16 protein-coding genes are annotated in these 21,882 nt (G+C 68.0%); 7 read left to right on the plus strand and 9 right to left on the minus strand.

From position 1 onward, the window contains the following. The first annotated feature begins 102 nt into the window (after positions 1 to 102). From K9D12_RS04110 to pgm, 4 genes are all read left to right on the plus strand, one after another. Complete coding sequence (locus K9D12_RS04110; RefSeq protein ID WP_223059574.1) at positions 103 to 2,280, plus strand: alpha-1,4-glucan--maltose-1-phosphate maltosyltransferase; 2,178 nt, start codon at positions 103 to 105, stop codon at positions 2,278 to 2,280. Positions 2,281 to 2,284: 4 nt separating this feature from the next. After that, a complete protein-coding gene (treS, locus tag K9D12_RS04115; protein ID WP_047311311.1) occupies positions 2,285 to 4,075 on the plus strand; it encodes a maltose alpha-D-glucosyltransferase in 1,791 nt (596 codons plus the stop codon). Continuing rightward, on the plus strand, positions 4,075 to 8,502 hold the full coding sequence (glgB, locus tag K9D12_RS04120) for a 1,4-alpha-glucan branching protein GlgB (protein ID WP_223059566.1): 4,428 nt from the start codon (positions 4,075 to 4,077) through the stop codon (positions 8,500 to 8,502). Before treS ends, glgB begins: the two co-directional genes overlap by 1 nt. 135 nt (positions 8,503 to 8,637) lie before the next feature. Further along, positions 8,638 to 10,281: a phosphoglucomutase (alpha-D-glucose-1,6-bisphosphate-dependent) gene (pgm, locus tag K9D12_RS04125; RefSeq protein ID WP_223059567.1), complete on the plus strand. Its 1,644-nt coding sequence runs from the start codon at positions 8,638 to 8,640 to the stop codon at positions 10,279 to 10,281. Between the two features lie 153 nt (positions 10,282 to 10,434). Here the strand turns inward: pgm and K9D12_RS04130 are convergent, their stop codons facing one another. The 3 genes from K9D12_RS04130 to K9D12_RS04140 all read right to left on the minus strand — a co-directional run bounded on the left by K9D12_RS04130 (position 10,435) and on the right by K9D12_RS04140 (position 13,956). Then, positions 10,435 to 11,502 carry a co-chaperone YbbN gene (locus K9D12_RS04130; protein WP_129662762.1) on the minus strand — a complete coding sequence of 356 codons (1,068 nt, stop codon included), beginning with the start codon at positions 11,500 to 11,502 and terminating at the stop codon, positions 10,435 to 10,437. Between the two features lie 99 nt (positions 11,503 to 11,601). Then, entirely contained in the window at positions 11,602 to 13,368 is a 1,767-nt protein-coding gene (locus K9D12_RS04135; protein WP_129662760.1) for a methylmalonyl-CoA mutase, read from the minus strand. Positions 13,369 to 13,422: 54 nt separating this feature from the next. Then, entirely contained in the window at positions 13,423 to 13,956 is a 534-nt protein-coding gene (locus K9D12_RS04140; protein ID WP_129662758.1) for a GNAT family N-acetyltransferase, read from the minus strand. Positions 13,957 to 14,035: 79 nt separating this feature from the next. Here K9D12_RS04140 and K9D12_RS04145 point away from each other — a divergent pair, with 79 nt between their 5' ends. Next, positions 14,036 to 14,386, plus strand: a complete 351-nt coding sequence (locus K9D12_RS04145; protein ID WP_129662756.1) for a hypothetical protein — start codon at positions 14,036 to 14,038, stop codon at positions 14,384 to 14,386. A gap of 15 nt (positions 14,387 to 14,401) precedes the next feature. On the opposite strand, the gene K9D12_RS04150 is transcribed toward K9D12_RS04145, so the two are convergent. From K9D12_RS04150 to K9D12_RS04160, 3 genes are all read right to left on the minus strand, one after another. Next, positions 14,402 to 14,707 (minus strand): thiamine-binding protein, encoded by a 306-nt coding sequence (locus tag K9D12_RS04150; protein ID WP_129662754.1) that lies wholly within the window; start codon positions 14,705 to 14,707, stop codon positions 14,402 to 14,404. 161 nt (positions 14,708 to 14,868) lie between these two features. Then, positions 14,869 to 15,519, minus strand: coding sequence for a response regulator transcription factor (locus tag K9D12_RS04155; RefSeq protein WP_129662752.1), 651 nt, complete (start codon positions 15,517 to 15,519; stop codon positions 14,869 to 14,871). After that, positions 15,516 to 16,706, minus strand: a complete 1,191-nt coding sequence (locus K9D12_RS04160; protein WP_129662750.1) for a hypothetical protein — start codon at positions 16,704 to 16,706, stop codon at positions 15,516 to 15,518. Before K9D12_RS04160 ends, K9D12_RS04155 begins: the two co-directional genes overlap by 4 nt. 222 nt (positions 16,707 to 16,928) lie before the next feature. Between K9D12_RS04160 and K9D12_RS04165 the strand changes: the two genes are divergently transcribed. Then, positions 16,929 to 17,684: a CHAP domain-containing protein gene (locus tag K9D12_RS04165; protein ID WP_129662748.1), complete on the plus strand. Its 756-nt coding sequence runs from the start codon at positions 16,929 to 16,931 to the stop codon at positions 17,682 to 17,684. 133 nt (positions 17,685 to 17,817) lie between these two features. Here the strand turns inward: K9D12_RS04165 and K9D12_RS04170 are convergent, their stop codons facing one another. Then, positions 17,818 to 19,104 carry an NAD(P)/FAD-dependent oxidoreductase gene (locus K9D12_RS04170; protein ID WP_370633450.1) on the minus strand — a complete coding sequence of 429 codons (1,287 nt, stop codon included), beginning with the start codon at positions 19,102 to 19,104 and terminating at the stop codon, positions 17,818 to 17,820. A 32-nt stretch (positions 19,105 to 19,136) separates the two neighbouring features. Between K9D12_RS04170 and K9D12_RS14805 the strand changes: the two genes are divergently transcribed. Beyond that, positions 19,137 to 19,574: a hypothetical protein gene (locus K9D12_RS14805; RefSeq protein ID WP_225910909.1), complete on the plus strand. Its 438-nt coding sequence runs from the start codon at positions 19,137 to 19,139 to the stop codon at positions 19,572 to 19,574. Between the two features lie 94 nt (positions 19,575 to 19,668). Here K9D12_RS14805 and meaB read toward each other — a convergent pair whose 3' ends face one another. Both meaB and K9D12_RS04180 read right to left on the minus strand, forming a co-directional pair. Next, positions 19,669 to 20,619: a methylmalonyl Co-A mutase-associated GTPase MeaB gene (meaB, locus tag K9D12_RS04175; protein WP_370633451.1), complete on the minus strand. Its 951-nt coding sequence runs from the start codon at positions 20,617 to 20,619 to the stop codon at positions 19,669 to 19,671. Between the two features lie 6 nt (positions 20,620 to 20,625). Beyond that, positions 20,626 to 21,825 carry an acetyl-CoA C-acetyltransferase gene (locus K9D12_RS04180; protein ID WP_223059568.1) on the minus strand — a complete coding sequence of 400 codons (1,200 nt, stop codon included), beginning with the start codon at positions 21,823 to 21,825 and terminating at the stop codon, positions 20,626 to 20,628. Between the last annotated feature and the right edge of the window lie 57 nt (positions 21,826 to 21,882).

Below are 21,882 nucleotides of genomic sequence, written 5' to 3' on the forward strand. Positions count from 1 at the left end.
TCACGCGGCTGGCCGTCTCGCCGCCACTCGCGCGAGAAGCGGTTGTCAGTGGTATTGGGTAGCGTGACGCACGTGACTGTTTCTCAGCCGGGCCGATCGCCCATGCCGAAACCGACCCCCGACACCACTGGCGCGTCGAACGCCGCCACGCGCGACGACGTCGACCTCGCCGCCAACCCGGCGAGCGCCGAGCCGGAAACCGGCCGGTACACGCCCGACACCGCCGAGCACCGCCCCGAACCGGCCGCGAACGCCCCCACCACCGCGCACGTCGAGGTCGGTGGAGTGCGAGGCATTGGCCGCATCCCGGTCACCGACGTCATGCCGATCGTCGACGGCGGCAACCTGCCGACCAAGTCGGTCGTCGACGAGCCGTTCACCGTGCGCGCAACCGTCTTCCGTGAAGGTCACGACGCCGTCAACGCCTCGCTCGTCATGGTCTCGCCGCACGGCGCCGAGCGCATCGTCACCATGACCTGCGTCAACCCGGGCCTCGACCTGTGGGCCGCCGAGGCCGAAGCCGACCACGAGGGGGTGTGGCACTTCCGTGTGGAGGGCTGGAGCGACCCGTACGGCACGTGGGAGCACGACGCCACGATCAAGGTGCCCGCCGGCATCGACGTCGAGGTGATGTTCGAGGAGGGCGCCCGCGTTCTCGACCGCTCGCTCGCCACGAACGACCACCCGGACGACGATGCCCGCGTGCTCGAGCACGCGGCCGCCACGATGCGCGACACGAGCCTGCCGCAGGACGAGCGCCTCGCCGCGGGCACGTCGCTCAGCGTCAAGGAGGTCATGGAGCGCCTGCCGCTGCGTGACTTCGTCTCTCCCAGCCCCGACTACCCGTGGCTGGTGGAGCGCAAGCTCGCCCTGTCCGGCGCGTGGTACGAGTTCTTCCCGCGCTCCGAGGGCGCCTACTTCGACGAGGCCACGGGCAAGTGGGTCTCCGGAACGCTGCGTACGGCCGCCGAGCGCCTTCCGGCCGCCGCCGACATGGGCTTCGACGTCGTCTACCTCACGCCGATCCACCCGATCGGCGCGATCAACCGCAAGGGTCCGAACAACTCGCTGACGGCCGGCCCCGAGGATCCGGGTTCGCCGTACGCCATCGGCAGCAAGGACGGTGGCCACGACGCCATCGAGCCGTCGCTGGGCACCTTCGACGATCTCGACGCCTTCGTCGCCCGCGCCGAGGAGCTCGGCCTGGAGGTCGCGCTCGACATCGCGCTGCAGTGCGCGCCTGACCACCCGTGGGTCACCGAGCACCCCGAGTGGTTCACGACGCGTAGCGACGGCACGATCGCCTACGCCGAGAACCCTCCGAAGAAGTACCAGGACATCTACCCCCTGAACTTCGACAACGACCCGGCCGGCATCTACGCCGAGATGCGCCGCGTCATGCAGGTGTGGATCGACCACGGCATCAAGATCTTCCGGGTCGACAACCCGCACACAAAGCCGGTCGAGTTCTGGCAGTGGCTCATCGCCGACGTCGCGAAGAACCACCCGGACGTCATCTGGCTCGCCGAGGCGTTCACGAAGCCCGCCATGATGCACAACCTCGGGCGCATCGGCTTCCAGCAGAGCTACACGTATTACGCGTGGCGCCACCAGCCGTGGGAGATCCGCGAGTACCTCGACGAGCTCATCGGCGACACGGCGAGCTACATGCGTCCGAGCTTCTGGCCGACGACGCACGACATCCTCACGCCGTACATGCAGTTCGGCGGCCCGGCAGCGTGGAAGCTGCGCGCCGCTCTCGCCGCGACGCTCGTGCCCACCTACGGCATCTACGCCGGCTACGAGCTCATGGAAAGCGTCGCCCGGCCGGGTGCCCAAGAGCAGATCGACAACGAGAAGTACCAGTTCAAGAACCGCGGGTGGGACGACTACCTGCCAGGCGGGCCCAAGGAAGGGCAGTCGATCGACTGGTACCTGCGCCGGATCAATGAGATCCGCCGCGCGCACCCGGCCCTCGAACACCTGCGTAACCTGCGCTGGCACGGCGTCGACGACGAGAACTTCCTTGTCTTCTCCAAGCGCCGTGTGCTGACCGACGGCAGCGAGGACACGATCCTCGTCGTGGCCAACACCGACCCGCACGCCACGCGTGAGACCTGGGTGCACCTCGACATGGGAGCGCTCGGCCTGCGCGGCGACGAGGGCTTCGTGGCCCACGACCTCCTCAGCGATGCCACCTGGCACTGGGGCGAGCACAACTTCGTCCGGCTCGGACCGGACGCCGAAAACGTTCACATCATCCACGTAAGGCGGTTCTGAAGACATGCAGGGACTTGGACTCCACCAGCCCGGGCTCAAGCACGACCCCCAGTGGTTCCGTAAGGCCGTCTTCTACGAAGCGCTCGTGCGCGGTTTCAGCGACTCCACCGGCAACGGTTCTGGCGACTTCTCCGGCCTCATGGGCAAGCTCGACTACCTGCAGTGGCTGGGCGTCGACTGCCTGTGGCTGCCCCCGTTCTACGCCTCGCCGCTGCGCGACGGCGGCTACGACATCAGTGACTACAAGCAGGTGCTGCCCGAGTTCGGCACGCTGCCCGAGTTCCAGGAGCTCGTGGCGCAGGCCCACGCTCGCGGCATCCGCATCATCACCGACTTCGTCATGAACCACACGAGCGACCAGCACGCGTGGTTCCAGGCGAGCCGCGAGGACCCGGAAGGTCCGTACGGCGACTACTACGTGTGGTCGGACACGGACGAGAAGTACTCCGAGGCGCGCATCATCTTCGTCGACACCGAAGAGTCCAACTGGACCTTCGACTCCGTGCGCCGCCAGTTCTTCTGGCACCGCTTCTTCTCCCACCAGCCGGACCTCAACTTCGAGAACCCGGCCGTTCAGGAGGAGATGTTCGACATCGTCCGCTACTGGATGGACATGGGCATCGACGGTTTCCGTCTCGACGCCGTGCCGTACCTCTTCGAGGAGGAGGGCCACAACGGCGAGAATCACCCGAAGACGCACGAGTTCCTCGCGCGCCTTCGTCGGATGGTCGACGAGGAGTACCCCGGACGCGTTCTGCTCGCCGAGGCCAACCAGATGCCGCACGAGGTCGTCGACTACTTCGGCACCGAGGAAGACCCGGAGTGCCACATGTGCTTCCACTTCCCCGTCATGCCGCGCCTGTACTACTCGCTGCGCGAGGAGAAGGCCGCGCCGATCATCGACGTGCTCGCCGACACCCCGCCGATCCCCAAGGGCACGCAGTGGGGCACCTTCCTGCGCAACCACGACGAGTTGACCCTCGAGATGGTGACGAACGAGGAGCGCGCCGCCATGTACGGCTGGTACGCACCGGACCCGCGCATGCGCGCGAACGTCGGTATCCGCCGCCGTCTCGCTCCCCTGCTCGACAACAGCCGCGCCGAGATCGAACTCATCAACGCGCTCCTGCTGTCGCTGCCGGGCTCGCCGTGCCTGTACTACGGCGACGAGATCGGCATGGGCGACAACATCTGGCTCGACGACCGTGATGCCGTCCGCACGCCGATGCAGTGGACGCCGGACCGCAACGCGGGTTTCTCGACGGCCGACCCGGGAAAGCTGTACCTGCCCGTCATCCAGAACCTCGTGCACAACTACTCCACGGTGAACGTCGAGGCGCAGATGGCCAGCAACTCCTCGCTGCTGCACTGGACGCGCGGCATGCTCGCCGTACGCTCGCGCCACGCGGCGTTCGGCATGGGCGACTTCGTCGTCACGCCGGCCGACAACGAGGCCGTGCTCGCCTACACCCGCTCGATGTCGGACGACGACGCGAAGTCCGAGGACTCGGCCAAGCACCTGCTGTGCGTCAACAACCTGTCGTCGCGCCCGCAGGGTGCTCGCATCACGGTCGGTGAGAAGTTCGCCGGCGCCGAGCTCACCGACATCTTCGGCGGTCAGGGCTTCGGCGCGGTCCGCGAGGACGGCACGCTCGAGGTCATGCTCGGTTCGCGCGGCTTCTACTGGCTCGCCATCGAGTCCGACGTGAGCGCGGACGCCGAGCTGCCCGCCGCCAAGGGCAGCGCCGAGGCCGACGCCTCCGAACTGCTCGACGTGCTCAAGGAGGACGGCTGATGGTTGCCGAGATCCACTCGAACGCTTCGATGGAGCCCGGCAAGATCGACCTCGTCGGCCCCTGGGTGGCGAAGCAGCGCTGGTTCCAGGGCAAGGGGCGCACGCCGCAGTTCCACCGGACCAGCGCCTTCCGGCTGGCCGACCCTAGCGGTCAGGTCGGCGTCGAGATCATGTTCCTGCGGGACGTCACGTCCGGCGAGAACACGACCTACCAGATCCCCGTCACCTACCGCGGCGAGCGGGTACCGGAGTTGGAGCACGCCCTCATCGGCACGTCCGAGCACTCCGTCCTCGGCACGCGGTACTTCTACGACGGCCCGCACGACCCGGTGTTCGCGGCAGCCTTGCTCGACGTCATGGTCAACGCTGGCACGGAGGAGGAGCGCAGCGACGGCGTCGTCGAGATGACCGTCAAGGGCCGCCCCAGCCCCCGCGGCGCGGGGCTGCCCCGCATGCGCAGCGCGAAGGTGCTCAGCGGCGAGCAGTCGAACACGTCGATCATCTACACGCTCGACGACGACTCGCAGCTCATCGCCAAGGTCTTCCGCGTGCTCCACGTCGGCTCCAACCCCGACATCGAGATCACGAACGCCCTCACCGCGGCGGGTAACCAGCACGTGCCGGCCCTCTACGCGTCGCTGGCCGGCTCGTACAGCGAGGGTCGCCACAGCCGCGAGCGCGTGACGGCCGACCTCGCGTTCGCGCAGGAGTTCCTGCCGAACGTGCGTGACGCATGGCGCGAGGCCCTCGAGGCCGCTCGTGACAACCGTGACTTCACCGAGGGAGCCCGCGCCCTGGGCCGCACGACGGCTGAGGTCCACCGCACCCTTGCCGAGGTTCTGCCGACGGCCGAGCCCGACGCGAACCGCATCAGCGACCTCGTCGACGAGATGCACGAGCGCGCGGCCGCGGCCTTCCACGAGGCCGAGCACCTGGCACAGCACACGACGGCCGTCTCCGCCCGCATCGAGGCGAGCCGCGGCGCGACGTGGCCGGCGTTCCAGCGCATCCACGGCGACTACCACCTCGGTCAGGTGCTCGACGTGCCCGAGCGCGGGTGGGTGCTCCTCGACTTCGAGGGCGAGCCGCTGCGTCCGCTCGGCGAACGAACGAACCCCGACGTCACCGTGCGCGACGTCGCGGGCATGCTGCGTTCCTTCGACTACGCCGGAGGAACAATCGAGAACGAGCAGCCCGGCGCCGACGGCGACCGCCGCGCCTGGGTCGACGCGACGCAGGCGGCGTTCCTCGAAGGCTACGAGCGTGAGGCCGGCGCCGCCGTCCCCCGCGACCTGCTCGATCTGTTCGTGCTCGACAAGGCGCTCTACGAGATCTCCTACGAAGCCCGCAACCGTCCGGAATGGCTCAGCATCCCAGCGAACGCCGTCGTCCGGATCCTCGAGGCCGCACCGCAGGCCTCCGAAGTGCACGCCATGAGCGCGCACCCCGTCACGCCGCTCGCCCACACCGGCGACGCGGCTGCGGGCACCGACGAAAGGAGCACCATGAACTCCGAGAACACTCCCCCGCCCGTCACGACGCGCGGTGTCCCCGCAACCGATGACGCCACCGTCGCCGAGCCGGGCAGCAAGCCCGACGCCGCAGGAACCGGGGTCGTGAGCAGCGTCGTCGGTGCAACCAAGGAGCTGGCGACTCAGGCCGGTTCGGCTCTCGGGATGGACACCGCACGCTCCGGTGGCGAGGTGCGTCCCGCATCGGTCGACACGAACGAGTTGAACGCCGTCCTCGCCGGTGAACACCGCGACCCGCACCGCGTTCTCGGTGCTCACGTCGCCGACGGCGTCATCACGTTCCGTGTCGTGCGTCCGATGGCACGCACGGTCGCCGTCGAGATGGGCGATCAGCGCGTCGAGCTCACACACGAGCACGAGGGCATCTGGGTGGGCGCCACCGCGGGCGAGCACATGCCGGACTACCGCATCCTCACAACCTACGAGGACGGCGCGGAGCAGCGCGGGGACGACCCGTACCGCTTCATGCCGTCGCTCGGCGAGATCGACCTCCACCTCATCGGCGAGGGTCGTCACGAGGAGTTGTGGAACGTGCTCGGTGCGCACGTGCGCACCTACCCGAGCGTCATGGGTGACGTCACCGGCACGTCGTTCGCGGTCTGGGCGCCCAACGCCAAGGCCGTGCGCGTCGTCGGCGACTTCAACCACTGGGACGGTGTCGGCCACGGCATGCGCACGCTCTCCGATTCCGGTGTGTGGGAGCTCTTCGTGCCCGACGTGCACGAGGGCACCGCCTACAAGTTCGAGATCCTGTGCAGCGACGGCGTCCGTCGCGCCAAGGCCGACCCGATGGCGCGCCTCGCCGAGACGGCGCCCGCCACCGCCTCGAAGGTGACGAGTTCGCGCTACGAGTGGAACGACTCGGCCTGGATGACGAAGCGCGCGGAGACCGACCCGCACCACGGCCCGATGTCGACCTACGAGGTCCACCTCGGCTCCTGGCGTCAGGGGCAGAGCTATCGTGACCTCGCCGAACACCTGGTGAACTACGTCAAGGATCTTGGCTTCACGCACGTGGAGTTCATGCCCGTCATGGAGCACCCCTACCCGCCGAGCTGGGGCTACCACGTCACGAGCTACTACGCGCCCAACAGTCGCTTCGGCGACCCGGACGACTTCAAGTTCCTCGTCGACCGCCTCCACCAGGAGGGCATCGGGGTCATCCTCGACTGGGTGCCAGGTCACTTCGCCACCGACGAGTGGGCGCTCGCCCGTTTCGACGGCCAGGCGCTCTACGAGCACCCGGACCCGCGCAAGGGCTGGCACCCCGAGTGGGGTTCGAACATCTTCGACTACGGCCGCCCGCAGGTGCGCAACTTCCTCGTCGCCAACGCGCTGTACTGGCTCGAGGAGTTCCACGCCGACGGTCTGCGCGTCGACGGTGTCGCCTCGATGCTGTACCTCAACTACGCCCGCAAGGACGGCGAATGGGTGCCGAACAAGTTCGGCGGCCAGGAGAACCTCGAAGCCGTGCAGCTGCTGCAGGAGACGAACGCGACGGCGTACAAGCGCACGCCGGGAGCCGTCATCATCGCCGAGGAGTCGACGTCGTGGCCGGGCATCACCCGCTCGACCGATTCGGGCGGCCTGGGCTTCGGCCTGAAGTGGAACATGGGCTGGATGCACGACTCGCTCGACTACGTCGCGCGCGAGCCGATCTATCGCCAGCACCACCACCACGACCTCACGTTCGCGCTCGTCTACGCGTTCAGCGAGCAGTTCGTCCTTCCCATCAGTCACGACGAGGTCGTGCACGGCAAGGGCAGCCTGCTGCGCAAGATGCCCGGCGACCGTTGGCAGCAGCTCGCCGGTGTGCGCGCCTACCTCGCGTACATGTGGGCGCACCCGGGCAAGCCGCTGCTCTTCATGGGTTCGGAGTTCGCCCAGGAGGCCGAGTGGGCCGACGGGCGCAGCCTCGACTGGTGGCTCCTCGACCAGCCGGCACACTACGGCGTCCACGCGATGATGAAGGATCTCAACCGGGCCTACCGTGAGCGCCCGGCGATGTGGGCTCTCGACCACTCGGGTGAGGGCTTCCGCTGGATCAACGCCGACGACGCCGACCGCAACGCCTACACGTGGCTCCGCTTCGCCGAGGCGGAGTCCGACGGCTACCGCCCCGTCGTCGCCGTGGCGGCCAACTTTGCCGGATCGCCGCACGAGAACGTGCGCGTCGGTCTGCCACACGCGGGCACCTGGAACGAGATCCTCAACACCGATGCCCAGGCGTACGGTGGTTCCGGAGTCGGAAACCTCGGTTCCGTCGTCGCGGAGGAAATTCCGTGGGACGGGCAGCCGTACTCGGCCGAGATCACCATGCCGCCGCTCGGCGTGGTGTGGTTCGAGCCGGCAACGCGCCCCGACATGACGCAGGTGGCTGCGCACACCGCTACCGAGCAGGCCAGTGGCGCCGATTCATCGTCCACCGCAACGGCACGACAGGAGAACACGATGAGTGACCAGAACGCAGCGACGAGTTCGTCCGACAAGCAGCCGTCCGAGGCCCTCATCGCGGGCGCGCCGCTCGAGGACGCCGCAGGCAACCCGGGCGCACTCGATCAGCCGCTCGACGGTTCGCGTGGCGGCGCGCAGGCCGAGGGCGCTCAGGGAGCGGGCGGCGACCAGCAGGCGCGTTCGCGTACCGGCGTCCCGGCGACGCACCCCGTCGACCACGCGGACGAGGGTGGTTTCGACGTCGAGCAGACCGAGTCGAAGGCGCACGAGCGTGCCTTCACGCCGGCCGGCGAGGACGAGACGGGTGACGAGCCCGTCGAGCACCTCAAGGACATCACCGGCACGCCCGGTGGCGGCCTCGACGAGGACGTCGAGGGTGGCCGCTGGGGCCCCGACGACGAGGCTCGCGACGCCGCCGCCCAGACGCGTCAGCGCCACTGACGACCCGCTCGATCGAGCGCATGAGGCCGGCCGTACCCGCCAGGGGTGCGGCCGGCCTCATCGCGTCCGCCCCGCCTCGCTCGGGGCATTGGTTCGGGCGTTTACGTCGCCGCTCACAGAGGGCAGGATGAAGGCATGAGCAACCGCGCGGGCCAGTTGGCCGAACCTCGTGACCTGATCGACGTCCCCCACCTCGTCACGGCGTACTACACGCTGACGCCCGACCCTGAGAACGTCGACCAGCAGGTGGCGTTCGGCACGTCGGGGCACCGCGGTTCGAGCCTCAAGACCGCGTTCAACGAGGCGCACATCCTCGCGACGACGCAGGCGATCGTCGACTACCGCTGCTCGCAGGGCTTCGACGGCCCGTTGTTCCTCGGCCGCGACACCCACGCGCTGTCCGAGCCTGCGTGGGCGAGTGCGCTCGAGGTGCTCGTCGCGAACGACGTCACGGTGCTCGTCGACGACCGTGACGGCTACACGCCGACGCCCGCCGTCAGCCACGCCATCCTGCGCGCGAACAAGGGCAAGGATCTGACGAACGGATCCGGCCTGGCCGACGGCATCGTCGTCACGCCGTCACACAACCCGCCGGCCGACGGCGGCTTCAAGTACAACCCGCCGCACGGTGGGCCGGCCGACTCGGATGCCACGAAGGTCATCGCGACACGCGCCAACGAGTACATCCGTGGTGGGCTCTCCGGTGTCAAGCGGGTGGCCTTCTCGAAGGCGTCGGAGAAGGCGCAGAAGTACGACTTCCTCGGCACGTACGTCGACGACCTGCCCAACGTCGTCGATCTGGCGGCGATCAAGAACGCCGGCGTGAGGATCGGCGCCGACCCGCTCGGCGGCGCTGCCGTCGCCTACTGGGGCGAGATCGCCGAACGCCACGGCCTCGATCTCACGGTAGTCAATCCTCTCGTGGACCCGACGTGGCGCTTCATGACGCTCGACTGGGACGAGAAGATCCGCATGGACTGCTCCTCCCCCAACGCCATGGCCTCCCTCATCGCCCAGCGCGAGAAGTACGACATCGCAACCGGCAACGATGCCGACTCCGACCGCCACGGCATCGTCACGCCCGACGCCGGCCTGATGAACCCGAACCACTACCTCGCCGTCGCGATCCAGTACCTCTACGGCGGCGCGCGCCCGCAGTGGGGCGACGGATTCATCGGCAAGACGCTCGTGAGCAGCTCGATGATCGACCGTGTGGCCGACGACCTCGGCCGCAAGCTCGTCGAGGTGCCCGTCGGCTTCAAGTGGTTCGTGCCCGGCCTGCTCGACGGCTCGGGCCCCTTCGGCGGCGAGGAGTCGGCCGGGGCGTCGTTCGTCCGCTTCGACGGCTCCGTGTGGACCACGGACAAGGACGGCATCCTGCTCGCCCTGCTCGCGTCGGAGATCAAGGCGACAACGGGCAAGTCCCCGTCGGAGCTCTACGGCGAACTGACAGCGAAGCACGGCGCCCCCGCCTACGCCCGCGTGGACGCGCCCGCCTCGCGTGAGGAAAAGGCAAAGCTCGGCGCACTAACGCCCGACGCCGTCGCCGCGGACACGCTCGCCGGCGAGTCGATCACGGCGAAGCTGACGGAGGCGCCGGGCAACGGTGCGAAGATCGGGGGCCTCAAGGTCGTCACCGACAGCGCCTGGTTCGCGGCGCGCCCCTCGGGCACCGAGGACGTGTACAAGATCTACGCCGAGTCGTTCAAGGGCGAGGAGCACCTCGCCCAGGTGCAGGCCGAAGCCCGCGACGTGGTGTCAGCAGCGCTCGGAAGCTGACTCTCGCGGATTCATATGTCGCACCTGGCATGACCGCACGAATGGTGGGTGTGTGGTGATCTCCTTCACCAGACCCCCACCATTCGTGCATTACAGGACCGGTCTACGAATAGTGCCGCTGTTTCCCTCTATGCAAGCGCAATTCCGCTGTCGTCAGTACAGCGCAGACATCAGCGCGGTGCGGGCCTTGTTGACGCGCGGATCGGTCGACCCGACGACGTCGAAAAGCTCGATGAGGTGCTCGCGCACCGTGGTGCGCTCGTTGTCACGCGTGGCTTTGACGACATCGATGAGGCGCGCGAAAGCGTCCTCGACGTGCCCGCCGAGCAGGTCGAGGTCCGCGACGGTCATCTGCGCTTCGATGTCGGCCGGATTCGACGCCGCGGCTTCGCGCGCAGCGTTGAGATCGGCACCCTGGGTGCGCTGCATGAGCTTGACCTGGCCACGCGCGAGGCGGGCCTCCTCGTCCTTGGGGTTCTGCTCGAGCGCCTGGTCGAACGCGGCAAGCGCCCCTTCGTAGTCGCCCTTCTCAATAGCGTCGTACGCCAACTGGTGAAGCGGCGGCAGTTCCGCCTCGGCTTCGTCCGCGCCCTCGTCGCTACCTCCGTTCGCCGGGGCAGCGTTCGGGTCGTACCCCTGCACGCGTCCCGTGACACCGTTCTGCACGGCGATCTGCACGATCTGGCCGAGAATCTCGTCAGCCATGGCGTCCTCGACGACGGGTGGAATCGGTATCGGCTGACCCTGCACGAAGGCCGCCGCCAGGATCTGACCGGGCTGTCCCTGTTGCGCAGCCTGCTGCGACAGCTGCGCGAAGACCTGCCCGATCTCGGGGCTGTCGTCGAGATCCGCCACACCGAGGAGGACACGTCCCTCCTGCTTGCGGACGGCGCGGGCAAGCACGTCGATCGGCTGCTGCGACGCAGGCTGCGAGCGCGCCCAGATCGCCACGATGACGGGGTGCGCAACCGATTGCTGCGCGAGGGCCTGGAAGTTGTCCGCCGTGACGTCGACGACGAGACCGTCGTGACGGAACGTGTCCGCAGCCTCGGGGTCAGGCGCCGCTGCAGGCGCCTCAGCGGTGCCCGGCAGAGGCGCCGACGGAGCACCGGAGGTGCCGCTCGTCCGAGCGGCACCCGCAGGAGCGCCCTGCGGCTTCTTCAGGGAGGAGAGGTCGACGGCACCGCGCAGTGACGCGGCGTTCAGCGGCTGATTCGTCATACCGGCATTCTTGCAGGAACACGTGGTTCGCACCTACCTCGGGCGCACCAGCGACGGAGGTCCGTTCGGTGTGCCACAGTGCCACCGTGGGCGGCTCGGCTAGAACGCGGCAGGCTCTCGGTACTCGCCCCACAGCTCCTTGAGAGCCCCACAGATCTCGCCGAGGGTCGCCTCGGCGCGGGCCGCCTCGAGCATCGGCTCGATGAGGTTGGCGTCGGTCTTCGCCGCCGCCACGAGGGCGTCGAGCTTCTCCTGCACGACGGCGCCGTCGCGTCCGGCCTTGCACTCCTTGAGTGACGCGACCTGGTCGCGCTCGACCTCGTGGCTGATGCGCAGGATCTCCAGCGGCTTGGCGTTCGTCTCCATGTGAGCGTTGACGCCGACGATGCGCTTGTCGCCCTTCTCCAGCGCCTGCTGGTAGCGGAAGGACGAATCGGCGATGTTGCCGGTGAACCACGCCTCCTCGATACCGCGCAGCAGACCACTTGTCATCGGCCCCACCTCGTGGCGAACCGCGCCGTCCTCGTCACGCGGTGCACCTGCCTCCCCGAGGTCACGGATCTGAGCGAAGATCTTCTCGGCCTCGGCCTCGATCTTGTCGGTGAGTGCCTCGACGTACCACGAGCCGCCGAGCGGGTCGGCGACGTTCGTGATGCCGGTCTCCTCCATGAGCACCTGTTGCGTACGCAGCGCGATCTCGGCCGACTCGTCCGTCGGCAGCGCCAGCGTCTCGTCGAGGGCATTCGTGTGGAGCGAGTTCGTTCCGCCGAGCACGGCGGAAAGCGCCTCCACCGCGGTGCGGACGACGTTGTTGATCGGCTGCTGCGCCGTGAGGGAGACACCCGCCGTCTGCGTGTGGAACCGCATCCACATCGCCTTCTCGGACGTGGCGCCGTACTCCTCCTTCATCCAACGCGCCCAGATACGGCGGGCCGCACGGAACTTCGCGATCTCCTCGAAGAAGTCGACGTGGGCATCGAAGAAGAACGACAGGCCGGGAGCGAACGTGTTGACGTCGAGACCACGCGAGAGACCGAGCTCGACGTAGCCGAAGCCGTCGGCCAGCGTGTACGCCAGCTCCTGCGCGGCCGTCGCCCCCGCCTCACGGATGTGGTACCCGGACACCGAGAGCGGCTTGTAGGCCGGCATCTTCTCGGTGGTGTACTCGATGAGGTCACCGATGAGGCGCAGGTGCGGCTCCGGAGCGAAGAGCCACTCCTTCTGCGCGATGTACTCCTTGAAGATGTCCGTCTGCAGCGTGCCGTTGAGCGTGCCAACGTCCACTCCCTGGCGCTCGGCCGCGACGACGTACATGCAGAACACCGGCACCGCAGGGCCGGAGATGGTCATCGACGTCGTGACGTCGCCGAGCGGAATGGAATCGAAGAGGATCTCCATGTCGGCGACGGAGTCGATGGCGACACCGCAGTGGCCGACCTCGCCGAGGGAGAGTTCCTCGTCCGAGTCGCGCCCCATGAGCGTCGGCATGTCGAATGCGACGGAGAGACCGCCACCGCCGCGGCCGAGGATCATTCGGTAGCGCTCGTTGGTCTGCTTCGCGTTGCCGAAGCCGGCGAACTGACGGATCGTCCAGGGGCGCCCGCGGTACCCGGTCGAGTGCAGACCACGCGTGTACGGGTACTCACCCGGCCACCCGATCCGTGGGTCGACCTCACCGTCGGTGGGGCCGTAGACGGGGTCGACCTCCTCGCCCGAGAGGGTCGTGAAGTCGGCGTCGCGCACGAGACCCTTCGCGACGGCGTCGTCATAACGCTTCTGCCAGGCGCTGCGTCCGGTGCTCGGGGTGGTGGCACCGCCGTCCGCGCCGCTACCGCGGGGTGAGTCGGCATCGATGTAGGCGTTCATGCCCACCACGGTACGCGAGCCATGTGACCTACTTCACAGTAGAGTTAAAATTCATTAACTGAAAGCGTCCGTGCGCACCATGCGCAGGTCGCGATTGCCTTCGTCTTCCTGGGCCTTCGCCTGACCGTCGAGTTCGAAGCCGTGCTTGCGGTAGAACGCGACTGCCCGCTCGTTCCCCTCGACCACCCACAGGTACGCCGGCCGGTTCGCCAGCTCGCTCCGCATGAACTCGTGGGCGAGCCCGGTGCCGTGATGTCCAGTGACGACGTTCAGCACCCACAGTTCGGTGGCGGTCGGCGCGTCCTCGTCACGTGCAGCACCGACACAGATCCACCCGGCGAAAGTGCCCGTCCCGCGCTCGAAGGCCCCGAGAACGCGAGGTGGCTCATCGGATCCGAGCCACTCGCGCCACCGCCGAGCGGTCTCCCCGACGTCGAGGCCATCGAGCACCGAACGCGCGAGAAGACCGTCGTAGGTGTCGCGCCAGATCTGCACGTGCGCCTGCGCGATGACGTCGGCGTCATCGGGTGTCAGCAATCGCAGTTCGTAGCGTTCGGTCACGGCCGGGTCGGTGTCTGGCGCACTCATGCGGACAATCTAGGGGACCTGCCGCAGGGCGGACGCGAATGTCCTTGCGGGATCCGCCCTGTGCCGGTTCGCTGGGTTCATGAGCATCCGGACGATCCTGCATCAGGCCCTGCGCACGTCGAGGCAGATGCGTGATCGTGATGCCACGAGCGCCCTCCGATCCGCGCTCGCTGCGATCGACAACGCCGAGGCCGTGCACGTCGACGGCCCCGGCGCCGGTTCCATCGAGGCCTCGGCCGTCGGCGCCGGCGCGACGGACGTGCCACGCCGTGAGCTGAGCGAGGCCGAGATGGTCGACATCGTCGGGACGGAGATCGATGAACTCGCTCGTGCAGCCACGCTCGTCGCGACATCCGCGCCCGACGAAGCCGCGCGCCTGCGTGGGCAGGCCGAGGTGCTCACCGTGGTCCTGGCTCGCGCCGGGCAGTGACCTCGCGAGAAGGGGTCAGCCGTCGCGCAGGCGATCCTCCACCCGCTGCACCTTGGCATCGAGCTGACCGGTGAAACCAGGCCGGATGTCGGCCTTGAGCACGAGCGAGACACGCGGCGAGACGGCGCCGACGGCCTCGCAGGCACGCTTGACAACGTCCATGCACTCGTCCCACTCCCCTTCGAGGGTCGTGAACATCGCATCGGTGCGGTTGGGCAGACCCGACTCGCGCACGATACGCACGGCGGCAGCGACGGCGTCGCTCACCGATCCGTCCTCGTCCTCGCTCGTGGTGGGGGCAACAGAGAAGGCGACAAGCATGGTTCGACACTAGCCGCCTGCGGTTAGCGGGCGGCGGTCTCGAGGGTCTCGATCCACTGGTGCACCAGCGGCACCCTCACCGGAGGCGGATACCACCCCTGCGGACACACGTCGGCCTCTCACCGCGTCTCTCGCGAAGGCGGCCAACGCCCGGATCCCCGTCAGTCGTCGAGGAGGTCTCCAGGCCCCAGGCCGAACTGCCGTTCGATGTCAGCCGGCGTTGCTGACTGCAAGTAGCGCGCAAACTTCTCGTTGACCGCGTCCATCCGGTCACGCGCGGAACCGATATTGATGTAGAGCTGGCTGGCGATGTCGGCCCACCCGATGCCGCGAGCGCGCAGACGGAGCACCTGTCGCTGCTTGTCAGTAATGTCCGGCAGCTCACCGTGCCGCTGGAGCACCTCAGCAACCCCGACAAGCGAGCGGCTGATCACGAAACCCCCGGCTGCCACCCGGTCGACGTTCTCCGTTGTTTCGGCGGGCGTGTCATATTTGTGCGTGATTCCATGCGCACCCGCACGCAGGCACAGGGCGAGCACCAGGTCGCGTGTCTCCTCGGTGTAGATACATGTAACGAACCTGCGAGCAGCCAGGGCACGAATAGCTTTTCGCCCCTGCTGCACCCCAACCGACGCCCCGGTGGCGAGCTTCAGATCGACCAAGACGACATCGACATCCACCGGGTCGTGCAGAAAGCTCTCGGTGTCCGAAAACGTCCGCACGACGTCGAGCCCGGGGTGCGCGATAGCGAACCCGGAACGGACGACCGGCAGATCGTCGATGAGGGCGACGCGCGTGCGGGATGCGCTCATCGGCTTTTCCCTGCGATTGTGACAAGCGTTCCTCGCCCGGGCCGAGACGTCAGTCGGACCCTGATGTCGCACGACGCCAACGCAGCGAACACCTGCTCCTGAAGACCGTATCCAAAGATCGAAGGCCTGGGTTCGAAGCCGACGCCGTCATCGTGCACCGTGAGTTCCCAACCGTAGTCGTCCTGCTCCGCATGCAGTGTCACGTGGCGCGCGTTCGCATGAATCCGAACGTTGTACAGCAGCGTTGTGATCGCCCTCTGCAGTAACAACGCCGATTGCTCGGACAGAGTGACCTCTTCTGCCAGCGCCGTATGAACCACGAGAGGGAGATCCGTGAAGTCGTCAGTGGCCGCCAGCACTACATCCGCCAACGTAGCCGGCACGTCCACGGCCTCGTGAGCGGCGTCTCGGATCAGGTACGCGCGCAACCGCAGCGACTCCTTGCGCGCCTGCCGTCGCAGTGCCGGAAGCGCCGACTCCGGCGTGTCCTCATCCGCGAGCATCCGCAGCACACCGCATGCGTCGTGAACCTGCAACCGATAGCGCTCCAACTCCAACCTCTTGGTCGCGTCCACCATTTGCTGATGGAGCGTGTCGAAACTGGCGCCGAGGCGGCGAAGATAGGCGGCGCCCATCGCCGAGGCCACTCCGAACAGCACCACATTGGCCGCCGAACTCACCGCTACCGCCAAGGTTTTGGTATCGGTCAGAGCGGCTGCCAGCACCAGGGCAGCTGCAATTGTGCTCGAGACGAGGAGGGAGCGCTTGAGAGAACGGAGCCACCCGGCTGCCACAGACGACGCGTTGATCGCGTACGGAAGGTCGAAATGGCCCAGAACCCACGACGAGTTTCGTGACGACACGGAGGTGCACACGACTATGGCCAGGAAGCACGTGAACAGATCTGCGATGCCCCACGGCCTGGAACGTAATCGTGCCGTCACCACCGTCTTCGCGCACAGTCCCATCGACACGACCACGGCCAGCATTGCGGCGCCGAGATAAGGAAACGATAGGGCGCCGTTTGCATTGCTGAACGTGATTGGGGCGATGATCAGCGCGGTGATCAACACCACGCCCCGCACGCCCACGGCCACGACCGCAATGGTCGCCTCAGCCGCGGCCCTGGCTCGGCCATCAGTCCATGTTCCCGCGAGTTGGACCGGTCGCAGGAGGGATGTCAGCACCCGCCCATTGTGCTGTCCTCCGTGATTCATGGGAACCCCCGATTTCGCTGGTATCACCACCAGGCGACTCGTCAGGTAGTCGCTACCGCGACCAATGCCAGGTCGCGGCACCCACGGTTCGTCCGGTTTTCAGGGCGCGCCACGCGGGAGATTCTGAATTCGCAGCCCCTCCCCCGAACGGGGGTTCCGAGACGCGGACGGGGTAACGAGAAGGAGACAGCCATGAAGACGATCCGGATTGGGCAGGGCAAGGCACGGACGGCAGCGTTGCTGGCCACCTCCTCGCTCGTGATGGCCGGCGCGCAGATCGGGGTGGCAGCGGCGGCCCACGCGTCGACCACCAACGACACGGTGATGACGAACACTCAGAGGATGACCGGCCCCACGCTGAACACGACACAGGCCGGTTGGTACAGCGCGGGCAGCCACCTGAACCTGCAGTGCTACACCCGCGGCCAGGCGGTCAAGGGCTACTACAGCAAGTACATCCCCGGTGGGTGGGACAACCTTTGGTACAAGGTCAGCGATGGGTACTGGGTCGCCGACGTCGACATCAACACTGGCTCGAACAATCCGGTCACTCCCGCGTGCCCGACTTCCGGACGTGCGATGGGTCAGAGGATGAACTCCAACACGGGCGTGGCAGGCCAGTGCACATGGGGTGCGTTCGAGCAGTGGCGTGCGGCGACCGGCTACTACCCCTACATTTCTGGTAACGCGAAGGACTGGGCGAACAGTGCTCGCTCCCGCGGGTGGACTGTGGTTGCCGACGCGCAACCGCGTTCCATCGTTGTCTTTCAGCCCTACGTTCAGGGCGCGTCATCATACGGACACGTCGCCTGGGTCACCGGAACGCAGCGTCGCGCCGACGGCCTCTACGTCACGTTCACCGAGATGAATGGCACGGCTGGTCCCTTCCGTTGGGTCACGCGAACCGTCAAGGACGTTGTGGGTATGTCCTACATCCTTGCGCCTTAGTCTCCCTGCGGCCCGGCGCCCTCAAGCGTCATCCCGAGACGTGCGCCCTTCCGCTGAGGCAGGGCGCACGTCTCGGCGCCGCGATTTCTGTGCTTTCACGAGGCCCCAGCGCGGGTCTCAGACCAGGAAACGACTACACCCCCGAACTCCCGAGAGCTGTCCCAAGCGCCTCGATCCATTGGTGCACGAGCGGCACCGCGGCCGCACCCTCACCGGAGGCGGAGGCCACGCGCTTCATCGACCCGGCGCGGATGTCACCCGCGGCGAAGACGCCCGGCACGCTCGTCGCCTGCGGTAAGGGCGGCAGGCCTTCGCTCCAGAACTCGGCCGGCACATCGCGGCCGGTGAGCACGAAGCCCCGCTCGTCGCGCGCGACGGTGCCGTCGAGCCAGTCGACGCACGGGTGCGCGCCGAGCAGGAGGAACAGCCCGCAGGCGGGAACCGTCAGCTCCTGGTCCTTCTCGTTGAAGCGGATCGTCACGTGCTGCAGCCGATCGGTGCCGCTCGCCCCGACGATCTCCGCATTGGTCTTGACGACGATTCGCGGGTTCGCCTCGATCTCGCGGATGAGGTAGTCAGACATCGTCTCCGCGAGCCCGTCGCGACGCACGACGATGCTGACGGAGCGCGCGAAGCGTGAGAGGTGGATGGCGGCCTGGCCCGCCGAGTTGCCGCCGCCGACGACGAGGACGTGCCCACCCTCGCACTCGCGGGCAGCCGACGACGCCGCGCCGTAGTACACGCCGCGTCCGACGAAGCCTTCGACCTCCTCGACGCCGAGGCGACGGTAGGCCACGCCCGTCGAGATGAGAACGGCGCGGGCGCAGACCGGCCCGTCGTCGGTCTGGAGCACGTGCGGTTCGCCGCGATAGCCGGGCGTGAAACCGGTGACCTCGGTGGCCGAGTAGATGCCCGCGCCGAACCGGGTGGCCTGGAACCGCGCGCGCTGCGCGAGGCGCATGCCCGAGATGCCGCGGGGAAAGCCCAGGTAGTTGCGGATCATCGAGCTCGTGCCGGCCTGGCCGCCCACGGCGTCGGCCTCGATGACGGCTGTGCTCAGCCCCTCGCTCGCGCCGTACACCGCGGCAGCGAGGCCGGCCGGGCCCGCCCCGACGATCGCAAGGTCGACGACGTGGCCCTCGCCCAACTCGTCGACGGTGGCGCCGAAGGCGCGCCCGAGCACACGGACGTCAGGGTTGGCGTGAACCTCGCGCTCGGCGATGCGCACGAGCGGATAGGCGATCTCGATGCCCTGCGAACGCGCCATCTCGAGCGTCTTGGCTGCGTGCGGAGCGTCCGGCGGCCAGACCCCCATCGGGATGCCCTGGCGGTCGAGGAAGTCGCGCAGCACCCCGACGTTGGGGTCGCCTGCGGGCGCCACGATGTTGACGAGCTCGATCTCGGGCCACCCGCCGACCACCCCCAGTCCGAGAGCAACTCGGTGACGGCGGTGTGGAACTCCTCGTCGCGCGGGCCGCTCGGCAGCAGGAGCGCGGCCTCGATCTGGCCGCTGATCTGCGCGACGCGCTGCTCCTCCACCGCCCACGGTTCGCTGCGCAGGCGCACCATGACCCGCTTGGCCGCCGGCATGACGGCATGCAGGCACTGCAGCGTGACGAGGCCCGTCGCGTCGCCCACCTGCGTCGTCGCGGCGAACATCGCGACCGGGATGCCGCGCGCGTTGAGGCCCTGCGCCATCGTCATCGATTCGCTGAGCGTCGTGGCGAGTTGCAGGTCGTAGTCGGCAGCGTAGCGGTGGGTGAATTCGTCCCGCATCTCTTCGGCGTGCTCAGCGGCCGCGATGAGCATGATGACGGGCGTACGAGGCTTCATGCTCCAAGTCTATGTATCGGCGCCGACAACCCCGGTATTCCGCGGAATCAGAGCTGATACCGGCCGGCGACGCACCTCAGAACACGCTCTGGCGACGCCTCGCCGCCATGGGCTCTCGCGCGGTTTCGGACGCGCATCGAGCCCCTCAGCCTCAACCCGCGACGGCCTGCGCCGCGGCGTAGGGGTCCAGAACCCCTCGAGCGACAGCCTCAGCGAGGTCGTCGAGCTTCACCTCGGCATTGGGGCGTTCCCAGCGCTCACGCAGTCGCCGCACCGCCAGCTCTTCGATCTCGCCCGCGGCCCGACGTCGGCGGCGCACGCTGAGCTCGTCGTGCTCGAGCATCCACGCCCGGTGTGCCTCGACGGCCGCGACGACGTCCTCGACGCCCTGCGCCTTCTCGGCCACCGTGGAGACGACCTCCGGGCGCCACTCACCGGGTTCACCCGACATGCCGAGCGAGATGATGTGCCGCAGATCGCGCACCGTCGCAGGCGCACCGTCCCGGTCGGCCTTGTTGACGACGAAGAGATCACCGACCTCCAGGACGCCAGCCTTCGCGGCCTGGATGGAATCTCCGGCACCGGGCGCGAGCAGGACGATCGTCGTGTCCGCGAGGCCCGCGATATGCACTTCCGACTGTCCGACGCCCACGGTCTCCACGAGCACGATGTCGAAGCCTGCTGCGTCGAGCACGCGCAGGGCCGCCGGAGCGGCGGCCGCGAGACCACCGAGGTGGCCGCGCGTCGCCATCGAGCGGACGAACACGCCCTCGTCACCCGAGTGGCCGACCATCCGGATTCGGTCGCCCAGCAGGGCTCCTCCGGAGAACGGCGAACTCGGGTCGACCGCAAGGACGGCCACCGTCTTGCCGTCCTTGCGGTAGGCCTCGACGAGCGCGTTCGTCGACGTCGACTTACCGACCCCGGGCGGCCCCGTGAGACCGATGATCTGCGCCTCGCCCGTGTGTGGCGCGATGGCCGCTCCGATCTCCTCGAGCTTGGGGTGTCCGTTCTCGACGCAGGTCAGCAGCCGCGCGAGCGCACGCCTGCTGCCGTCGCGCATCTGCGCGACGAGCTGGGGCACGTCGATCTCGCGCGGCACGGCTGATCAGCCTTCCGCGGCCACGCGCAGGACGAGCGCGTCACCCTGTCCGCCGCCACCGCAGAGCGCAGCGGCGCCGACCCCGCCACCACGACGCTTCAGTTCGTGGGCCAGGGTGAGAACGAGACGGGCTCCGGACATGCCGATCGGGTGGCCCATGGCAATGGCGCCGCCGTTCGGGTTGACCTTCTCCGGATCCAGGCCGAGTTCCTTGATGGACGCGAGGCCGACGGCCGCGAACGCCTCGTTGATCTCGACGACGTCGAGGTCGGTGGGCGCAAGGCCGTCCTTCTCACAGGCGGCGGCGATGGCGCGCGCCGGCTGGCTCTGCAGCGTCGAGTCGGGCCCGGCGACGACGCCGTGAGCCCCGATCTCGGCGAGGATCTCAAGGCCCAGCTCCTCGGCCTTTGCCTTGCTCATGACGACGAGCGCTGCGGCGCCGTCGCTGATCTGGGAGGCCGAACCGGCCGTGATCGTGCCGTCCTTGCTGAACGCAGGACGCAGCTTGCCGAGCGATTCGGTCGTCGTGTCGGCGCGCACGCCCTCGTCGTTCTTGAACTGCACCGGCTCGCCCTTGCGCTGCGGGATCTCGACGGAGACGACCTCGTCGTCGAAGTACCCCTTCTCCCACGCGGCGGCAGCCTTCTGGTGCGACGCAGCGGAGAAGGCGTCCTGCTCCTCGCGGCTGAACTGCGCCTCGCCGCAGTTGGCCTGCTCCGTGAGGTTGCCCATGGCCTGGTCGGTGAAGGCGTCCCACAGGCCGTCGTAGGCCATGTGGTCGCGCATCGACACGTCGCCGTACTTGAAGCCCTCACGCGACTTCTCCAGCAGGTGCGGCGCCTGGGTCATCGACTCCTGACCGCCGGCCACGACGATCTCGAACTCGCCAGCTCGGATGAGCTGGGCGGCGAGCGCCACGGCGTCGAGGCCGGAGAGGCAGACCTTGTTGATCGTCAGCGCAGGCACACTCATGGGGATACCGCCCTTGACGGCGGCCTGGCGGGCCGGGATCTGGCCGGCGCCGGCGGTGAGCACCTGGCCCATGATGACGTAGTCGACCTGATCGCCTGCGACACCGGCCTTCTCGAGGGCCCCCTTGATGGCGAGGCCACCGAGGTCGGAGCCCGAGAAGCCCTTGAGCGAGCCGAGCAGACGGCCCATCGGGGTGCGGGCGCCCCCGACGATGACGGCGGTGGTGTCGGTCATGTCTTCCTCCACATTGAGTTAATCGTCATTAACCAAAGACGCTGTTTCCAGCAAACC

It is taken from the genome of Dermacoccus sp. Tok2021, from assembly GCF_019895135.1.
In the GTDB taxonomy this organism is placed as follows: Bacteria; Actinomycetota; Actinomycetes; order Actinomycetales; family Dermatophilaceae; genus Dermacoccus; species Dermacoccus abyssi.